14 protein-coding genes are annotated in these 18,932 nt (G+C 45.3%); 7 read left to right on the plus strand and 7 right to left on the minus strand.

Features of this window, described 5'->3' with window-relative positions:
* Window positions 1-93: 93 nt before the first annotated feature.
* From ACR64J_RS05840 to otsB, 6 genes are read right to left on the minus strand one after another with little or no spacing between them, the layout of a single operon-like run.
* Entirely contained in the window at window positions 94-768 is a 675-nt protein-coding gene (locus tag ACR64J_RS05840; RefSeq protein WP_435951030.1) for a glycosyltransferase, read from the minus strand.
* A 53-nt stretch (window positions 769-821) separates the two neighbouring features.
* Window positions 822-1,592 (minus strand): class I SAM-dependent methyltransferase, encoded by a 771-nt coding sequence (locus ACR64J_RS05845; protein WP_435950927.1) that lies wholly within the window; start codon window positions 1,590-1,592, stop codon window positions 822-824.
* Window positions 1,576-2,409 (minus strand): PIG-L deacetylase family protein, encoded by an 834-nt coding sequence (locus ACR64J_RS05850; protein WP_435950928.1) that lies wholly within the window; start codon window positions 2,407-2,409, stop codon window positions 1,576-1,578. The genes ACR64J_RS05845 and ACR64J_RS05850 overlap by 17 nt, the downstream gene beginning before the upstream one ends.
* The gene (locus ACR64J_RS05855; protein ID WP_435950929.1) at window positions 2,397-3,530 is read right to left on the minus strand and encodes an acyl-CoA dehydrogenase; all 1,134 of its coding nucleotides are present in this window, start codon (window positions 3,528-3,530) and stop codon (window positions 2,397-2,399) included. Before ACR64J_RS05855 ends, ACR64J_RS05850 begins: the two co-directional genes overlap by 13 nt.
* A gap of 13 nt (window positions 3,531-3,543) precedes the next feature.
* Complete coding sequence (locus tag ACR64J_RS05860) at window positions 3,544-5,163, minus strand: alpha,alpha-trehalose-phosphate synthase (UDP-forming) (RefSeq protein ID WP_435950930.1); 1,620 nt, start codon at window positions 5,161-5,163, stop codon at window positions 3,544-3,546.
* Window positions 5,160-6,044 carry a trehalose-phosphatase gene (gene otsB, locus ACR64J_RS05865; protein WP_435950931.1) on the minus strand — a complete coding sequence of 295 codons (885 nt, stop codon included), beginning with the start codon at window positions 6,042-6,044 and terminating at the stop codon, window positions 5,160-5,162. Before otsB ends, ACR64J_RS05860 begins: the two co-directional genes overlap by 4 nt.
* 520 nt (window positions 6,045-6,564) lie before the next feature.
* Here otsB and ACR64J_RS05870 point away from each other — a divergent pair.
* The 5 genes from ACR64J_RS05870 to ACR64J_RS05890 all read left to right on the plus strand — a co-directional run bounded on the left by ACR64J_RS05870 (window position 6,565) and on the right by ACR64J_RS05890 (window position 14,062).
* Complete coding sequence (locus ACR64J_RS05870) at window positions 6,565-7,716, plus strand: acyl-CoA dehydrogenase family protein (RefSeq protein ID WP_317199398.1); 1,152 nt, start codon at window positions 6,565-6,567, stop codon at window positions 7,714-7,716.
* Between the two features lie 95 nt (window positions 7,717-7,811).
* Window positions 7,812-9,020 (plus strand): acetyl-CoA C-acetyltransferase, encoded by a 1,209-nt coding sequence (locus ACR64J_RS05875; protein WP_435950932.1) that lies wholly within the window; start codon window positions 7,812-7,814, stop codon window positions 9,018-9,020.
* A gap of 55 nt (window positions 9,021-9,075) precedes the next feature.
* On the plus strand, window positions 9,076-11,259 hold the full coding sequence (locus ACR64J_RS05880) for a 3-hydroxyacyl-CoA dehydrogenase NAD-binding domain-containing protein (RefSeq protein ID WP_435950933.1): 2,184 nt from the start codon (window positions 9,076-9,078) through the stop codon (window positions 11,257-11,259).
* Entirely contained in the window at window positions 11,252-12,322 is a 1,071-nt protein-coding gene (locus ACR64J_RS05885; protein WP_435950934.1) for a CaiB/BaiF CoA transferase family protein, read from the plus strand. The genes ACR64J_RS05880 and ACR64J_RS05885 overlap by 8 nt, the downstream gene beginning before the upstream one ends.
* Before the next feature lie 60 nt (window positions 12,323-12,382).
* Window positions 12,383-14,062, plus strand: coding sequence for an AMP-binding protein (locus ACR64J_RS05890; protein ID WP_435950935.1), 1,680 nt, complete (start codon window positions 12,383-12,385; stop codon window positions 14,060-14,062).
* Window positions 14,063-14,072: 10 nt separating this feature from the next.
* On the opposite strand, the gene ACR64J_RS05895 is transcribed toward ACR64J_RS05890, so the two are convergent.
* The gene (locus tag ACR64J_RS05895) at window positions 14,073-14,792 is read right to left on the minus strand and encodes a TetR/AcrR family transcriptional regulator (RefSeq protein ID WP_435950936.1); all 720 of its coding nucleotides are present in this window, start codon (window positions 14,790-14,792) and stop codon (window positions 14,073-14,075) included.
* A 326-nt stretch (window positions 14,793-15,118) separates the two neighbouring features.
* Between ACR64J_RS05895 and ACR64J_RS05900 the strand changes: the two genes are divergently transcribed.
* Both ACR64J_RS05900 and ACR64J_RS05905 read left to right on the plus strand, forming a co-directional pair.
* Window positions 15,119-16,270, plus strand: a complete 1,152-nt coding sequence (locus ACR64J_RS05900; RefSeq protein ID WP_317199404.1) for an acyl-CoA dehydrogenase family protein — start codon at window positions 15,119-15,121, stop codon at window positions 16,268-16,270.
* A 47-nt stretch (window positions 16,271-16,317) separates the two neighbouring features.
* The gene (locus ACR64J_RS05905; protein ID WP_435950937.1) at window positions 16,318-18,810 is read left to right on the plus strand and encodes an SDR family NAD(P)-dependent oxidoreductase; all 2,493 of its coding nucleotides are present in this window, start codon (window positions 16,318-16,320) and stop codon (window positions 18,808-18,810) included.
* Window positions 18,811-18,932 lie beyond the last annotated feature (122 nt).

Here is an 18,932-nt window from a genome sequence, read left to right on the forward strand (position 1 = left end):
TTTTGATTAAGCATTGAGACAATAAAGGACATGGGATAGGTACACACTAAAACATAGTTATAGTAGACAGGTAAAAGCATGACACTGACGTAATTATTTTCTATTGGTGCTTTCTATATTGGCTAAAAATGCAGCAAACCCTTCACTTGCTCGCGCTTGCAAGCGGCTACTGGTAGTGACGCGGACACGATTACTCCAAGTAATAGCGTAACCTTTGGACTCGAACTTTTTGACCAAATCCACATCCTCATGGCATTTAAGGGGTGCAAAACCACCGACCTCGTTATACGCCTGACTACTAAAGCTTAAGTTTGCACCATGAATATGACGGTGATTCATTTTATCTTGATAATGGGCCATATACTTACTGCGCGTTTGCGGCATTAGGTGTGCCCAACTATCGACACTCACTACCCCGCAGATCATATCAGTCGGTTTATGGTTGATATGTGCAATTTGCTGCACCAGCCAATCTGTAGTCACTACTGAATCGGCATCGGTACAAGCGATCCAAGTGAACCCTTGCGTGATCGCATGGCGAATCCCTAAGTCCCGTACTTGCCCTACGCAGTGATAATCGCAGCTTAAATAGTCAACGCCAGCATTTTCGACTATCGCGCGCGTAGCATCCGTACAGCTATCGAGCATGACTACTATATATGTATCGATGGCTGCAGCTAATTGCTCGATTGAGCTTTGCACTGCGTTTAAGCAGTCGCTGATAGTCGCCGCTTCGTTATGCGCAGGAATGACGATAGCGATTTTTATATCCATCTGGTTATTATTATCATCCGCTTTATGATGGTGCTGATTATTATTAATCATATTAGATTTTCTTGCATCGCGACCGACTGCTCGGAGTACTGCCAAACATCTAACAAAAAATCACGATCTATGATCTGACTTTGATGCTCAAAGGCTAAGTGTTCTGCTTGATGGGTTGATGCATCAAACGCTTGCTGTAAGCGTTGATGTACGGTCTCGCCCGTCATAGCAAAACCCTCGATAACGTAGCGCCAATGACAACACAATAAAGTACCGCCTGTAGCTAGGTTTTGCTTTATCCATTTAATAACGCTATCGACATCAGCTGGCGATAAGTAATATAAAATTTCACTGATAATAATTGCATCAAAGGGGGGATGATAAGTGAGTGCATTGTCTGACAAAGCATCGTTTTCTAGAGTGAATAGCGCGCCAGGAATGATACCTTGTACCACCTTGACCCCAGACAAGTCTCTTAAACGCTGTCTGGCAAGTTGTACGGCTTTGGCATTACCATCTAGGCTTAAAAGCGACTGACAACGACGTGCAAGCAGCTCACTAAATACGCCATTACCGCAGCCCAATTCTATGGCATTGGTATACTTTGCTTGTGGCAATACCGCAAGGCACATGTCTCGTTTGCGCTTTTCATACCAGCGCGTCTGGTACTGCCAAGGGTCGCTGTTGTCAGTATACAGCACCTCAAAATACGTCTCTGAATACGCGTCAGATTGAGGACAATCCTTAGAAGCGCTTAAACTGTTATCGCTATTGACTAAAGTGTCGGCAGCATCCAGTGCCATAATAGATTTAGGATTGTGGCTCATGCAAATAAACCTCCCAAGGTTGGCTGATTCTAGCGATAGTTTGCGCGGATAAAATAGGCGGATTGCCTGTACTCTCATCAGTGGTGATTTGACTGGTAAAACAAGTAATAGCTTGCGATTTACGCTGTACCTGCTCAGCACTCAAATCTAGTCTTAGTGCACTGTGCCAAGGAATACGGTTATCGTCAGGCTGCGCCCAATGCCATGCCCAAATCAGGACTTGATAACAGGCTAAATGTTGGCGCTTAGCAAATGCTTGAATGACTTGTCCCGTCGCTTCATGATCAGGATGACCGTCGTGAATAAAAGGCGTCACCAAAATATCATTAGGCTGGATAATAGTCGCTAATTTTTTATTAAATAGTTCTTGCTCAGCGAATACGTTACCATCCGTCAAGTCCAAAGCGATAATGGATACTTGGTGCGCAATACCTAGCGCTTTTAAGGCGTTAATGCTCTCTTGCGGGCGAATAGTATTGAGCTGCTTTGGAGGATAAAGGGTTGAGTCTGGATGACTTTGGGTGCCATTGGTGACATGTACAAGGAGGATAGGGTTGCCATTAGCGGCTACGTGCTGGAGTAGTCCGCCGCAGCCTAGTATCTCGTCATCAGGGTGCGGAGCAAAGATACATACGCGCTTGTGCGCTGGGAGATGTGCTGTTATATCTAGCGGCGGCAGATGATGCAGTCCTGGCCAGTTTTGCCAAGCGTCTTGACTGGTACCATCGCCCTCAATTACGCGATCACCTACGATAGGATGGTTTTTTATATTATTTGCATTTGCCGTATCTGTTTGATCCTCTGCTATAGTTGCCATATGTTTTCTCGCTTATGGGCTGAATCGCTTCTCAACTGGCTGACTGATTGAGCAGTGAGCTCGCCAATTTTTTGTAGATCAAAAGCGCCATGGCTTTGGCGTATAAATACAGGTAAGTCAGCGGCCACTCTTGCAAAATGTGCATTGCCGCAAAACGGTGCTGCACCTAGTGCCTGTCCGGCAGCATCCAATACTTGCCTTGCTACTTGCTCAGTATGTGCTCTGAGCTGACGAATAGCTAACTCATGACTGTGCTGCGGCTGCGTATCGATTAAGCGCGCGACGTGATAAAAGGATTGCTGAGTCGCTGCTAATATCATGCTGACTTGACCTAAATACATGGCCTTAAAATCGTTAGGCTTATGCTGATAAGCTTTGATTAAATAGTCTGCTAGACAGACTGTGGCACCATACCAACAAGCGGCAACTCCAGCGGCGCCATGCCAAAATCCTACTCTGTCTAAATACTCATTTGCTGCGCCAACTTGCTCAGCGGCTACGTTATCAAAATCTATCGTCGCTGTATCCGTAGCTTGCATACCAACCGCCTGCCAGCCACTAGTGTCAATAGCAATACCGTCTTGTTGCATATCGACGATCAGCAATTGCGAACGAGCGTCTTTGTCACGATAAGTCATCAGCCCATAATCAACAGTGTGCGCCCCTGAGCACCAAGCTTTAGTGCCATTGACAGTGCCATGAACTTGGCCTTGCTGGTTAGTTTCGTCCGGCTTAAAGGATAAAGGGTGACCCTCTGCTGCCCAAACTGCAAGCAAGCCTTTTACAGGTTTTGCGTAGCCAATTTCATAGAAGATACTCAGCGCATCTAAGTGTGATTCAAACCATTTAGCAAGGGTTAGATCAACACTTGCGACATAAGCGAGGATTTGCCAACGCTCAAGGGTGCTTGCATCTTGTCCATTGCCATCACTAGTGGCGTTACCAGGATGCGGTACGCTTTGACTGTACTTAATTAAAATGTCTAATATATCGTAGCGTCGTTCATCGGTGATACTAAGCGTATTTAGCACTTGCTGATCAGCGACTAGCCTTTTTTCTATATCGCCTTTGATACTCTCTAATAAAGTATTTTGCCGTAATGGGACTTCTATATTAGCCATAACATTCTCCAAATTACTCTTGTAAATCAAACTTATGAGTAGCTCTTGGTAACGTGTTTTTTGCTTGATCAGACCTAATAGTATATAGATCCGCTAAAAAGTCTTGTTGCCAGGCATTAATATCATAGTTGCGTAAGCCCGCTAGTAGCGTCTGATGCCGCTCTTTTCGCTCCGAAAGTGGCATCGTTAAGGCCGTTTTTAAACCCTCTATGATACTTACGGGTTGATGCGGATCAATGATCACTGCTGCTTGCATGTGTTCGGCGGCACCTGCATATTTTGAGAGTAGTAGCACGCCAGGATCATCAAGATTTTGCGCGGCGATATATTCTTTGGCTACAAGGTTCATACCGTCCTTAAGCGAGTTCACCCAGCCCACATTACTATGCCAAAATGCTTGCATCAGCGTCTCATGATCAAGCACTTTTTCGCTGTAATGAACCGCCTGCCAGTTATGTTGTGAAGTACAGTTACGAGATGTATTTTGTGAGTGATATGTGTGACAGCTAGAAGTTGCAAATTGCTGATTGATATCATCAACGACTTGCTTAACCTGAGTATAAAGCTGCTGGTAAACGGCTAAGTCCAAGCGGCTCGGACAGGCAATTTGTAGTAGTTCAAGCTGATGTTGATAGGCAGGATATGTCTTGAGAAATTTATGATATGCCCAAAACCGCTGTAACAAACCTTTTGAATAATCAATTCTATCGACTGCTATGATTTGCTGTGCTACTGACTGAGTAGTACTGTCTTTTGATCTGTGTGTCAAATTTTTGGATGATAGATGACTTACTTGTGTTTGAATTTTATCGACATTGATGCCTATAGGGTAGGTGTGGATGGTCAAATGGTGCGATGTAGGGTAGCCCAAATCAAATTGTACATGGGTTTTATCTGATTTTATAGACTCTACATCATTCAACAATGGATATATCGTTTGAGTGTTTAGATCGTTAGATAAATAGTAGCTTAAGACGTCTATACAGTTGATCTTATCTTGCACAGTTTGCATACCAATGACGTCGTAATGGGCAAGATGCGTTATAAGTTCAGCACTTTTGTCTATCTTTTTCCAAAACGCTAATAGCGCAAACGGAATGTGCAAAAAAAAGCCAATACGGTTGTTGATACCTAGCTTTCGGCAATAATACGCCACGCTCAAAAAGTGATAATCATGTACCCAAATGACATCGTCAGGCTCAATGATTTGACTTAATTGACGCGCAAATAAGCGGTTTACCGCCTGATAGCCGGCATAATCATCCATAGCTTCATTAACTAATTCTGGGCGCTCATGTAGCATGAACCACAGCACACTATTAGCAAAACCGCAGTAGAAATGCTGATACTGCCTGCGCGTAAGTGCTGTCGTCATGTAGGTAACGTCTTTATGCGCTTGCTGCTTACAAGAACGTGTATCAGTTTGTGTATTGGTCTGCGAAAAAAAGCTGTGTTTGCGGCTATTAAACTGGTTACTATTATCAGCAAAAGTTTCGACCACTTCGCCATTCCATCCCATCCAAATCACCGAACTGCCGACCAATATATCGTCCAATGCTACGGCAAGCCCGCCCGCCGCCTGAGCATCATCAGGCATTTTCACCCGATTTGATAAGACGATCAGACGGCTCACAATGATGGTCCTAAATATTTAGGCGAATCAAGTAGAGAAGATTCTGTCAAGTGACGAGGTAGTGAGGCTTGCTTTTGACAAAAAGCAAAAAAGCGATGTAGTAGGGTGACTACTTCATCTGTGTCATTCACATAGTAATGTGCAGAAGTCGGCTCAGTACCGACTTTGATACCCATACCTGCTTTGTAATCGCCCTGTATCGCCTCAAATCCTGCTTCGTCAGTGCTGTCATCACCAATAAATATAGGACAAAGTGTCTTATCCGTCTGCATTGATTGTAGCAAAGTCAAAATCGCCGTGCCTTTATTCGCGTCTTGTGACACTAGCTCCCAAACATATTTACCAGATTTTATGACCCAATTAGGGTAAGGTTTTGCGACTTGAGTGATCAGGCTATACGCAACCTCTGCTAAAGCTGGATACTCACGGAAATGTAAGGCGATAGAGTAGGGTTTATCTTCTATACGGACTTTAGGATAAAACTGGCAGGCCTGTAGAAGTGCCTGTTTGATAACGCTAAGCTCTTTGATATCTATCTGCTTGATATGAGTCATATCGTCTGTCTGACCCGTTGAGTGCTTATTGGTAAAGATCTCAAGACCGTGGGTGGCGGCGATAGGTAAGACCAAAGGGAAGAGCATTGTCCTTGCGTTATCCAAACTACGCCCAGTGACAACCGCAATATCGACGCCTAAGTCTTGTATTTGTTGCAATATATTAAGAGTCGTACTAGGAATGAAGCTATTTTTTGGGTCAAGAGTAAAAGTAGCTAGCGTGCCATCGATATCCAAAAACAAACAGTATTGATTCTGATAGGACAGATACTCAGCGAACGTATCAGGCGCCAAGTATATAGGCGTGGACTTGCTAGATAAGGTCATGCTTTTTCCTTTAATAGGACAGGGTTAGGACCTATTTGAATAAGGGGTTAAAAACGAGAAGTTTATCAACCATTAATGCTCAGAAACCATTGATAACTAAGGCAAACCTTATAGTAAGTTTGCCATAATACAATGGCAAAAAAACCAATAGTTGTGTAGATTTTTTTAGTATTCGTCTTTATCGCTACTGTAAAAACATCTGGTTTGCTTTTACTTACCTCATGACTTTTAGCAAACATTAAACCTATAATTTCTAGCTTAAGTGTTGTGTTAGTGATTTATCGAAAATCTCATATCTCTAAAAATTAGAAAAAGTAATATTAATTACTATTATATTGAATCCGATTGCATCGCTACTTTTATTGTCTTAGTATAACTGCCACACTCCAACGATATTTAATATCAGATAATGGTTTGCAGAGGTAATAAATATTACCATTAGTGCTAAATATTCTATTCGACATCTACAATATCAAAACAAATTAATTATTACTACCCAAAATCGTCAAGGAATAATTCCATGAGTATCGAAAACCTAGCGCCAGACTGGATGACTCAAGAGCGCAAAATGATTTATGAGAGTGCGCTCAAAATGTTCAAAGGTTGGGAGCCAAAAGACGAGCAGTGGCGCAAAAATGGCATGATCGATCGCGAGGCTTGGGAAGAGGCTGGCGAGAACGGTTTTTTGTGTGCCTCAATGCCTGAAGAGTATGGCGGCGGTGGCGGTGATTTTCGTGATGAAGTCGCTATCATTTATGCTCAAGCAGAATCCAATCAGTCAGGATTTGGCGGTATCGTGCATTCAGGAATCGTCGCGCCTTACATTTTGCATCATGCAACAAAAGAGCAAAAGCAAGAGTGGCTACCAAAAATGGCAAGTGGCGAATACATCGCGGCTATCGCTATGACGGAACCGGGCACAGGCTCAGATTTGCAAGCGCTAAAGACTTATGCGGTAAAAGATGGCGACGACTATATTATCAATGGCTCAAAGACCTTTATTACTAATGGTCAGCATGCCAATTTGATTTTGGTGGCTTGCAAAACGGATCGTGATAAGGGCGCTCAAGGCGTCTCACTTATCGTCGTAGAGACAGAGGGGTTAGAAGGGTTTGAGCGTGGTCGCAACTTGGATAAGGTTGGTCTGTCATCGCAAGATACCTCAGAGCTTTCGTTTAGTAACGTGCGCGTCCCGCAAAAGAATCTGCTCGGTCCGATAGAGGGGATGGGGTTTATTCAAATGATGCAAGAGCTACCACGTGAGCGCTTGATTATTGCGCTGACAGGTATCGGCGCGATGAAGCTGGCTATCAATTTGACTTTGGATTATGTCAAAGAGCGCGAAGCCTTTGGCAAGCCGGTGTGGAAATTCCAAAATACTAAATTTAAGATGGCAGAGTGTTATGCCAATTATCTAGCTGCTCATAGTATGTGTGATCTAGCGATAGATGCCATTATGGAAAAAAGACTGTCGATTCCTCATGCCTCATTAATCAAATACTGGGTCACTGAAAAGCAGTGTGAAGTGATCGATGAATGTGTGCAATTATTCGGTGGTTATGGTTATATGAATGAGTACCCTATTGCGCGTCTATACGCTGATGCGCGGGTACAGAAAATATATGGCGGTACTAACGAGATTATGAAAGAGCTTGCGGCCCGCTTTATGTAGCCTGCTATAAAAAAATGTAGTTAAATTTTAAAAGAGTCTAGCTAGACATTTATTACCAATATTATTACTCATTTAAAAAGTGAAAAGGGATTTTTATGACTGAGACCGCTTATATCTATGACAGTATTCGTACCCCTCGTGGTAAAGGCAAAAAGGACGGCGCTTTATATCAAGCGTCGCCTACTTGGCTGGTTCGTGGCTTATTAAAGGAGATGGAGCAGCGTCATAACTTGGACACCAGCTTGGTAGATGACGTGGTGCTAGGCTGCGTCACCCCAGTCGGCGAGCAAGGCTCTGATATCGCTCGTACTGCCGTTCTTGACGCTGGTTGGGCGCGGGGCGTGGCAGGATTAACCTTGTCGCGATTTTGTGCATCAGGGCTTGAATCTATTAATCTAGCTGCAGCCAAAGTCATGTCAGGTATGGAGGATATGGTCGTCGCAGGCGGCGTTGAGTCCATGAGCCGCGTACCCATGGGCTCTGATGGTGGTTCTTGGTACATGGATCCACGTATCAATGACGCGACTGGCTTTGTACCGCAAGGCGTAGGTGCTGACACGATAGCTACGCTCAAAGGCTTTAGTCGTAGCGATGTTGATGCCTTTGCAACCGAGTCACATCGCCGCGCTGCCAATGCTTGGGAGCAAGGTTATTTTGATAAATCAGTCGTGCCCGTCACAGACATCAACGGCATGCTACTCTTAGATAAGGATGAGACCATTCGTCCCAATACCAGTGTTGAAACTTTGGCAGGGCTAAATCCTTCTTTCGCTATGCCCGGTCAGATGGGTTTTGATAGCGTCATCTTGGATAAATACACGACTATCGAGAAGGTAAATCACGTCCATCACGCGGGTAATTCCTCAGGTATCGTTGATGGTGCGGCGCTTTGCCTAGTCGGTAGTGCTGCTGCTGGTAAAAAGGCAGGACTCAAACCGCGCGCCAAAATCACCATGGCCTCAGTCATAGGTTCAGAGCCCTCTATCATGCTAACGGGCCCCACGCCTGCCTGCCAAAAAGCGCTAGATAAGGCGGGCATGCAAGCTTCAGACATTGATCTATGGGAGATTAACGAAGCGTTTGCTGCGGTACCTATGAATACCGCTCATGACCTTGGTATCTCGCTTGATATCGTCAACGTCAATGGCGGCGCTATCGCCATGGGACACCCGCTAGGGGCTACTGGCGCTATGCTCATGACTACGGTGCTAGATGAGCTTGAGCGCCGTGACCTCAAAACCGCTATGCTGACCTTGTGTGTTGGTGGTGGTATGGGTATTGCGACTATCATTGAGCGCGTATAACCTCTTTATTTACTACATGAAAATGATAACTTTGAGATCATTTAAAGGATAAAAAATGACGACAAATACAGCTACAGACAGCATAGATGCTATCAACACTCTCGCCAATTTTTCAGCGCAGCGTGATGACGATATCATTATCGTTGCTATCAATCAAAGCGCGCGAAAAATGAACGTTATCGGCGATGGTTTTACCGATGCTTTTGCTGCTATGACAGACAGCTTTATCAAGGATGAGTCAGCTAAAGGCCTCATTTTAACGTCAGCAAAAGACAGCTTCGTGGTTGGCGCGGATATCGATCAACTCTCAAACATTGAAACGGCTCAGCAAGCCTTTGATTTAGTCGAAGATCTAAAATCTAGCCTACGGAAACTTGAAACCTCAGGTAAACCGGTAGTCGCTGCTATGACGGGAACGGCATTAGGCGGCGGGCTTGAGCTGGCACTAGCTTGTCACTACCGTATAGCGATTGACTCTCCAAAAACCAAACTGGGTCTGCCAGAGGTTAAGCTAGGTCTACTTCCGGGCGGCGGCGGCACTCAGCGCCTGCCAAGGCTCGTCGGTATTCAAAAAGCGCTTGAGCTGATGACGCAAGGGGTCGAGCTTCGGGCTAAAGCGGCCTTAGATATCGGTCTTATTGATGCAACAGCTACTGATTTCGATGATATGTTGGCGCAAGCTAAAGACTGGATCAAAGCCAATCCGAAAGCGCAGCAACCTTGGGATAAAAAAGGCTTTAAAATCCCTGGTGGCAACAGCATGCACCCTAAAGTGGTGCAAATGTTCTCAATCGCACCTGCCATGGCTAATCAAAAGTCGCATGGCAACTATCCTGCGATCACCCATATCATGTCTAGCGTCTTTGAAGGCTGCATCGTCGATATCGATACTGGTCTTGAGCTTGAGTCGCGTTTCTTCGCCGCTTGTGTGTTATCGCCCGAATCTAGAAACATGATCAACACCCTTTGGACGCAGCTTAATAGCATCAAAAAAGGCCAGTCGCGTCCTGATGGTATTGAGCGCTACAAGACCAAGAAAGTAGGCATCTTAGGCGCAGGTATGATGGGCGCAGGTATCGCCTATGTCAGTGCTAAGGCGGGACTAGATGTGGTATTACTCGATACCGAATTGGCAGGTGCCGAAAAAGGCAAAGCCTACTCTACTAAGTTGCTAGACAAGGCCATCAGCCGTAAGCGCTCAACTGAGGATAAGAAGCAAGCGCTACTTAATCGTATTCACCCGACCGTCTCTTATGACGATTTAGCAGAGTGCGATTTAATCATCGAGGCGGTGTTTGAAAATCGTGAAATCAAAGCCAAGTGTACTCAGCAGTCTGAAGCCGTGATTCCAGAATCAGCCGTTTATGCGTCTAACACCTCAACCTTGCCTATTACCGGGCTGGCCCAAGCGAGCAAACGCCCACAGCAATTTATTGGTCTGCATTTCTTCTCGCCCGTCGACAAGATGCCACTCGTTGAGATTATCATGGGCGAGCAAACGGATGATGACACCTTAGCCAAAGCTTTTGATTATGTCTTGCAAATCGGCAAAACGCCAATCGTCGTCAATGATAGTCGCGGGTTTTATACTTCGCGCGTATTCGGCACTTATGTGTCAGAAGGCGTCGCTATGCTCGGTGAGGGTGTACATCCGCGCAGTATTGAGGTCGCAGGTCTGAAGACGGGTATGCCTATGCCGCCCTTAGCGCTACAAGATGAGGTATCACTAAGCTTAGCTTTGCATGTAAGTGAGCAGCAGCAAAAAGATATGGAAGCGGAGGGTAAAACCATGGAGATGCGCCCCTCGTACGATATTCTCAAAACTTTAGTCAAAGAGCACGACCGCGAAGGTAAAAAGAACGGTAAAGGCTTTTACGAGTATCCTGAAAAAGGCGATAAGCACTTATGGCCTGAGCTGGTTAATTTATATCCAACCGCGTCAGAGCAGCCAAGCCAAGAGGATCTTGTGGATCGTTTGATGTTTATTCAAGCCAACGAGTCGGCTAAATGTTTTGAAGAAAACGTCGTGCGCTCAGTGGCCGATACCAATATCGGCTCTATCTTTGGTTGGGGATTTGCACCGCATCAAGGCGGCACACTACAGTTCATTAATTCTATGGGTGTCGAGCAGTTTGTCGCCCGTAGTCGTCAGCTTGCCAAGCAATACGGCGAGCGGTTTGAGCCGGCTACTATCTTGGTCAAGATGGCGGCAAATGGCGAGGAGTTTGTAGATGGTTAATCAAGCTGATGGGCTGAGTAATTGCTTACAAGGATTGCGCGTCATAGATTTGACGCGCAATCTACCGGGGCCTTTTGCGACACGTTTGCTTGCTGATTTGGGCGCAGAAATTATCAAAATCGAGCCCAAAGGGGGCGATCCTGCGCGCGCCTTGGGTGGATTATTCGAGGCTCTAAATCACGGTAAAACCATCGAAAAGGTAGATTTTCGTGATGCTGAGGGCATAGCGTCAGTCAAGGAGCATCTCAAGAATGCTGATGTCATGCTCGACAGCTTTCGTCCTGGGGTGCTCAAGGGTATGGGTTTAGACCCCCAAACCTTACAGGCTATTAATCCAAAACTGGTCATTGTCTCTATTACGGGCTACGGCACGATTGACGGTAGTGACGTGACTCATGACTGGGCGAATAAAGCCGGTCACGATATCAACTTTATGGCGATGAGCGGGGTACTCGATCAGCTACGTACCGCAACTGGCGAGCAGGCTATGCCCAATATCCAGTTTGCAGACTTAGCAGGTGGTAGTGATACGGCAGTAATTGCCTTGTTAGCAGCGGTATTTGCCGCCAAGCAAACGGGCAAAGGTCGGCATGTCGCCGTCAGCATGACGCATAGCTTATACAATCATATGATTATGCCCAAGGCGACAGGGACGCTCGTCAAAAGCTTCTCAGAACAGAATCCAGCGCCGCATCATGACTTTTTGGGTGGATTATTGCCATGCTACCGCTTATACAAAACTTTGGATAATCGTTACATGGCGGTAGGGTCACTAGAGCTAAAATTCTGGCAAGGGCTATGTGAAGTTTTAGAGCTGCCTGAGCTCAAAGACGCGCATTGGCAGCGCGGCGTTATGCCTAACCTGCCAGCGAGCAAAGAGGCTGCTGCTATCGTTAGTGACAAATTTTCCAGTCAACCGCTTGAGTTTTGGCAGCAAGCTTTTGAGACCGCAGACGTTTGCGTAACGCCAGTTTTAAGCTTAGAGGAGGCCAAAGCACACCCACTATTTGCTCATCAAGACGGGCATCACAGCACGCTAGGATGGCAAGATATCAGACAATAATTCTCAAGTATGAGTTTTGAGGTTGTTTTTATTTAAACCGATTACCAAGGAAGGTAAGTTATGGATAAGTTTTGGACACAGGGTTATCCAGCAGGGGTCAATGCACAGATAGATCCGCCGCACAGTACGGTGATTGATATTGTAGAGAATAAGCTCACAGAATTTGCTGATAGAGAATTCTCTAGCAACATGGGCGTAAGCTACACTTATACGCAAATTGACAAAATGTCTTTGATGATTGCAGCTTGGATTCAAAACCTAGGGTTAGCCAAAGGCTCAGTCATCGGTATTATGATGCCCAATGTTCATCAGTATTTGCCCGTCGTTTTGGGCGTTATACGGGCAGGCATGGTCACCACGTTAATCAATCCATTGTACAGCCCGCGTGAGCTTAGGCATCAATTGGTCGACTCTGATACCTCAGCATTATTTATCTTAGAGCCGTTTTGTAAAACGCTAGAAAAAATAATCGATAATACACCCGTTAAGACCGTCGTTATCAGCAAAATAGGCGATATGCTAGGGACTGCAAAAGGCACGATCGTAAACCTTGCTGCCAACTACATCAAAAAAGCCATTCCTAGCTATGAGCTAAGCTCCAACGATAGTTATAGTGTCACCCGCTATAAATCTATGCTAAAGCAAGCTAAAAACCTCACTTATTCTCGGCCTACTGCAAGAGCTGATGACTTATTAATGTTGCAATATACAGGCGGTACTACTGGCGTCGCTAAGGGTATTTTGATCAACAACAAAAACGTCGTAACGGCAACTTATCAATTCGGTGAATGGTTTAAACCCGTCTATGCTGATATTGCTGATAACGTTCAGATGAACACCATCGTTGCGCTGCCGCTTTATCATATTTATGCTTTTATTTGCTCTATAGTAGGCTTGAGCGTAGGTCAACATCTCACCTTAGTTACCAATCCGCGCGACATTCCAAGTTTTATTAAAATTTTAGCTAAGCGCCCCTTTCATTTTCTTCCTGGTGTGAATACTCTATTCCAAGCCTTTGTGATGAATCCTGATTTTAAAAAATTGGACTTCTCAGAATGCAAGCTAACGGTGGTAGGCGGTATGGCTGCAACTCCCGAAACCGCTAGGCGCTGGCTTGAAGTGACAGGTCTGCCTATCTTAGAGGGCTGGGGTATGTCTGAGACTCTAGGAGTCGGCACCGCCAATCCATTCGATGGAACTAAGTACACTGGCAACGTCGGCTTGCCGCTACCAGGAGTCGATATCAGTATCCGCGATGACAAGGGTGACATTCTAGAATTAGGTGAAGTCGGTGAAATGTGCATCAAAGGTGATAATGTTATCTCAAGTTATCATAATATCGATAATGATCAGTTTTTTACTGCTGATGGCTACCTAAAGACAGGCGATATTGCGTCAATGGACGAGCAGGGCGCGATCAAAATATATGACCGCAAAAAAGATATGATTATCGTTAGCGGTTTTAACGTTTACCCCAATGAGGTCGAAAATGTCATTGAGACTCATTTTAAAGTTGCTGAATGTTCAGTCGTTGGTATCCCTGATGCGCTGCAAGGCGAGTCTGTCAAAGCCTATATCGTTAAAGCCGATCAAAGCTTAAATGAGGAGGAGATAAAAGCGCTGTGCCAAGAAAACCTGGCAGGCTATAAGTGTCCGCGCCATATCGAGTTTATAGACGAGCTCCCTAAATCTACGGTAGGTAAAATACTGCGCCACAAACTTAGAGCATCAGCAGCTTAGGGGTCTTCGACTAATTGATAGGTTTTTGAGCGCCTGATATCTCAGGCTTGGACATGGAGCGCCACAAAATACTAAACAATGCGTCAAAATTTGCGTTTAGCGGTACATCCGCTTGACGAATGGTATGCATAATTCCAAGGCGGCTGATAAATCCCATAAACACATCAAACAAAATGTGCAGTGGCACTGTATCGACAAGTACGCCGCGCTTTTGACCATCCTCAAGTACGCTCAAAAAAGCATCGATAAGCTCTTTATTCTTGTAGATAGCAATATTATGAAATCGCGCTATCGATACTTTAGAGAGTACCATCACCGCATCAGGCTGCGTATCCACAAAGTCCAAGCACACCCACAATGTCTTACGCAGGCGATCCTCCACGCTATCAATACCTTGCAGATGATCCATCATCCGCGCAGCAAGCCTCACCAGCACAATATCCATAATGGTATAGAGCACCGTTTGCTTGTCCCCAAAATACTTATATAGCGTCTGTAGCGACACATTAGCGGTACTGGCAATCTCAATCATCGTGATATCGCTGGCATCACTGCCTGCAAAAAGCTGGCGCACTGCTTTTTCTATTTTATCTAAGGTAGCAGGGCGCATCTCACTCAATGGGGCTATAGCTAAAGGTTTGTCCTGACTGTTTGCGTTAACTATTTGGTTTTTAGATGAGCTTGATTTTTTACTACTAGCAGATTTCGGTTTTGAGCGCGCAGATTTCATATAGCATTTTCCGTAGGTAAAGCTAGCTTTGGGGCCGTTAGTTTTTAAAACTATAGGTTTTTAGGACTATAAACTAGGATAATAAAAATTACCATTATAATATATTTAGTTGCTAATGATAGGCTGTTTTTATACAATAAAACCATAATTGCAAAGTATTGCGTTGTTTATAAGTACTAGCTATAAAGGTAATTTTTATTACTCTTAGTTGATTTTAGTATTTTAAAGCTAAACAGTGGTTAGCTCATAGGCTTACACCCTAAAGTATTTATCACTAGCACAGCATCTGCATTACCTACTCAAATTTACACTATCAAGGAAGAATTATGGCGATCAATTGCTTTAAACCCAGCTGGATGAACGAAGAGATTGAGATGCTGCATGAGAGTGCGCTAAAGCTATTTAAAAGCTGGGAGCAGCATGATGAGAGATGGCGCGACGATGGAATGCTTGATCGCGAAGCGTGGTTAGAAGCGGGCGAGATGGGCTTTTTGTGCGCCTCTATGCCAGAGGAGTATGGCGGGGCAGGTGGTGACTTTCGTCACGAAACCGCGCTTATTTATGCACAATCTGAAGCCAATATGTCAGGGTTCGGTGGGTTTTTGCATTCAGGTATCGTCGCTCCTTACATTCTCCATCACGGTACTGAAGAGCAAAAGCAAGCATGGCTACCAAAAATGGCGACCGGTGAGCTCATCGGTGCGATCGCCATGACCGAACCGGGCACTGGATCTGATTTACAAAACATCAAAACGCATGCTGTCAAAGACGGTGATGATTATATTATCAATGGCTCAAAGACCTTTATCACTAATGGTCAGTTGGGCAATTTGATCATTGTAGCCTGCAAGACTAATAGAGACGAGGGGGCAAAAGGCGTCTCACTAATCGTCGTCGAAACAGACAAAGCACCTGGGTTTGAGCGCGGTAAAAAGCTTAAAAAACTCGGCATGGCGTCACAAGATACCTCTGAGCTATTCTTTACCAATATGCGTGTTCCGCAAAAGAACTTACTCGGTACCGTCGAAGGTATGGGGTTTATGCAGCTGATGCAGGAGCTACCGCAAGAGCGCCTTATTGTTGCACTAGCTGGGGTTGGTGCGATGAAGTTGGCGCTGGATCTGACTATTGACTACACCAAAGAGCGTACCGCTTTTGGTAAGCCAGTTTGGAGCTTTCAAAACACACGCTTTAAATTAGCGGAGTGCAACAGTCATTATATCGCCTCAAGCGCGCTTTGCGATGCGGCTATTGAGTCGCTACTAAAAAAAGAGCTAACCGTCCAACATGCCGCTTTAATCAAATATTGGGTAACCGAGAAGCAGTGCATCGTCATGGATGAATGCGTGCAGCTATTTGGCGGTTATGGCTACATGATGGAATACCCGATTGCTAGGCTGTACGCTGATGCCCGCGTACAAAAAATCTATGGCGGTACCAACGAGATTATGAAAGAGCTGGCATCAAGATTTATGTAGATTTTATTCAGGCGAGAATTAGTTTTTACAATTGGTTTATATGTAATATGAATATTCAAAAGACTGACAAACCCAAACGTACGCCTATCGATCGCATCGCTGATCTATTGATGGAGGTGGAGCCTACCCGTCAATTCAATCGAATTAAGAGAATCGTTGCTAAGCGCTCCTTTAAAGATGAGTTACGTCACAAGGTTCAAGGCAAACGTATCTTAGTCACTGGTGCCTCCTCAGGGGTGGGTCGTAGTGCCGCTTTATCTTTGCTCGAGTCAGGCGCACATGTGTTACTGGTGGCGCGCCGTAGCGATAAGTTGCAAGAGGTCGCTGACGCCGCCGCTAGATTTGATGGTACAGCTTTTATTTATACTTGTGATTTGAGTGATGATGATGACCGCGAAAACCTGATTAAACAAGTGCTAAAGGTGCATGGCGGAGTCGATACGATCATCAATAACGCAGGTCGCTCAATCCGCCGCACTATTTATGACGCGGCCGACCGCTTACATGATTATGACCGCGTCATGAAGATTAATTACTTTGGCGCTATCAACCTCACCATTCCTTTGGTCGATCGTATGCGTATTAGCGGCACGGGCGGTCATGTTATTAACATCTCAACGATGGGCACGCAGCTCAAAGGCACGCCAAGATTTGGCGCTTATATTGCTTCAAAAAATGCACTGGATGGCTTCGCTGAAAGCGTCGCAGCTGAAACCTACAATGATGGTATCAACTGGACCACCGTACATCTGCCGCTTACCCAAACTGATATGATTGCGCCTGCACAAAACACGTGGAACGCTTATCCTAAACTATCGGTCGAGGCGGGCGCGGACATGATCTTGTATGCTGTCGCTTACGAGCCTATACGGGTCTGGCATCCGGGTATTTGGGTGATGGGAGTCATTGATAGCCTATTTAGTAAGTCAGCTCTTAAATATAAATCGCTTGAGTTTCCCAAATATGAGTCAGAAAAGCCGCTACCCAAAGTGGCTGTTATTGGCGCAGGCATGTCAGGTATTGCGATGGCAAAGGCGCTAAAAGAGGCTGGAACTTCCAATTTTGTTGTTTATGAAAAGGCAGATTCGGTTGGCGGCACATGGCGTGACAATACTTATCCCGGACTTGCCTGCGATGTTCCTGCTCACTTTTACTGTTATAAAGATGAGCTATCGCCCAAATGGAGTCATGTCTTTGCGCCTGGTCATGAGCTGCGTGATTACTTTGAGGATGTCACCCAAAAGCGCGGCTTGACCGAGCATATCAAATTTAATAGTGAAATCGATGAGGCCAAGTTTGAAGACGGCCTTTGGAAGATCAGAACTAAGACTGGAGACACTGACGAAGCGGACGTCCTAGTCTGTGCGACAGGGGTGTTACATCATCCCAATATGCCAGATATTTTAGGTATTGAGTCCTTTGCAGGTGCAAGTTTTCATAGCGCTCGCTGGGATCACAGCATTCCTCTAGAGGGCAGGCGCGTTGGTATTATCGGTAATGGCTCAACAGGCGTGCAAATTCTTAGTGCTTTATCTGAGCAATGCGCGCAAGTGACTCTGTTTCAGCGTAGCGCGCAGTGGGTAATCAGTGCGCCCAATCCAGAGATCCCCAAATCACTACAAACGCTCGCCAAAAAAGTACCTGCTGTTCAGCGCTTGGCATACCACACTGTAGGCAAAGTGTTTACCAGTTTGTTTAAGGCGCCACTAGCTCCAGGATGGCAGCGTACTTTTTTTAGTAAAAGTGCCAAGGGCAGCTTGTCAAAAGTGTCCAATGATGATTTGCGCGCGCGCTTGACGCCGGACTACGCGCCGATGTGCAAGCGCATGATTTCATCCCCGACGTTCTATAAAGCGGTGCAGCAATCTAATGTCGAGATTTGCACTACCCATATCGAGCGTATTGATCCCAAAGGAGTCATTACAAAAAATGGTCAGCTTCACAAGTTTGATATCTTAGTCTTTGCCACAGGATTTCATGCGCAGTCCTATATGCGTCCGATGCAAGTAACGGGCCGTGACGGTATGGCTTTGGATACCGCTTGGAATGAGGGGCCAATCGCTCATAACACTACGATGATTCCAGGTTTTCCAAATCTATTCACGCTTATGGGCCCCAACAGCCCTATTGGTAACTCATCGCTAGTCCCTATTGCAGAGGCGCAAGCAGAGTACGTGATAAAATGGATGGATCGGATGCGCCGCGAAGGTATCACTGAGATTGAACCAACCGAGGCGGCCACCGAAGCCTTTTATCAAGAAGTAAATGAAGCCTTGGGTACGACAGTTTGGGTCAGTGGCTGTAATAGCTGGTATCTAAACGAGGATGGTCGCCCGATTCTATGGCCATGGCCTCTAAAGGAGTTGACCCGCCGCTTAACTCAAATCGTAGAGTCTGACTTTCACATTAAGCGTAACGATCAGGCCGATGCCAAGCTAGCGGATGGCTATCGTGCAGACTCAGCCGATGAGTTTGACAGTCAACTGCTCAAACCAGATACTTTAAGCCCAAGGCCAGATTTGGTAGGCCCTAAAGCTTGAGCGGTTTAAAATTATTTAAGATTTATTCAGTTTTTTAAAAATAATGAATAGTTTTAAGTGAGTGACTTATGAGGGTTTTTATTAGGGTATGTGGATAATATCTGTTCAACACTTCCTAATAT

The organism is Psychrobacter sp. DM8 (assembly GCF_051307025.1).
Lineage (GTDB): Bacteria > Pseudomonadota > Gammaproteobacteria > Pseudomonadales > Moraxellaceae > Psychrobacter.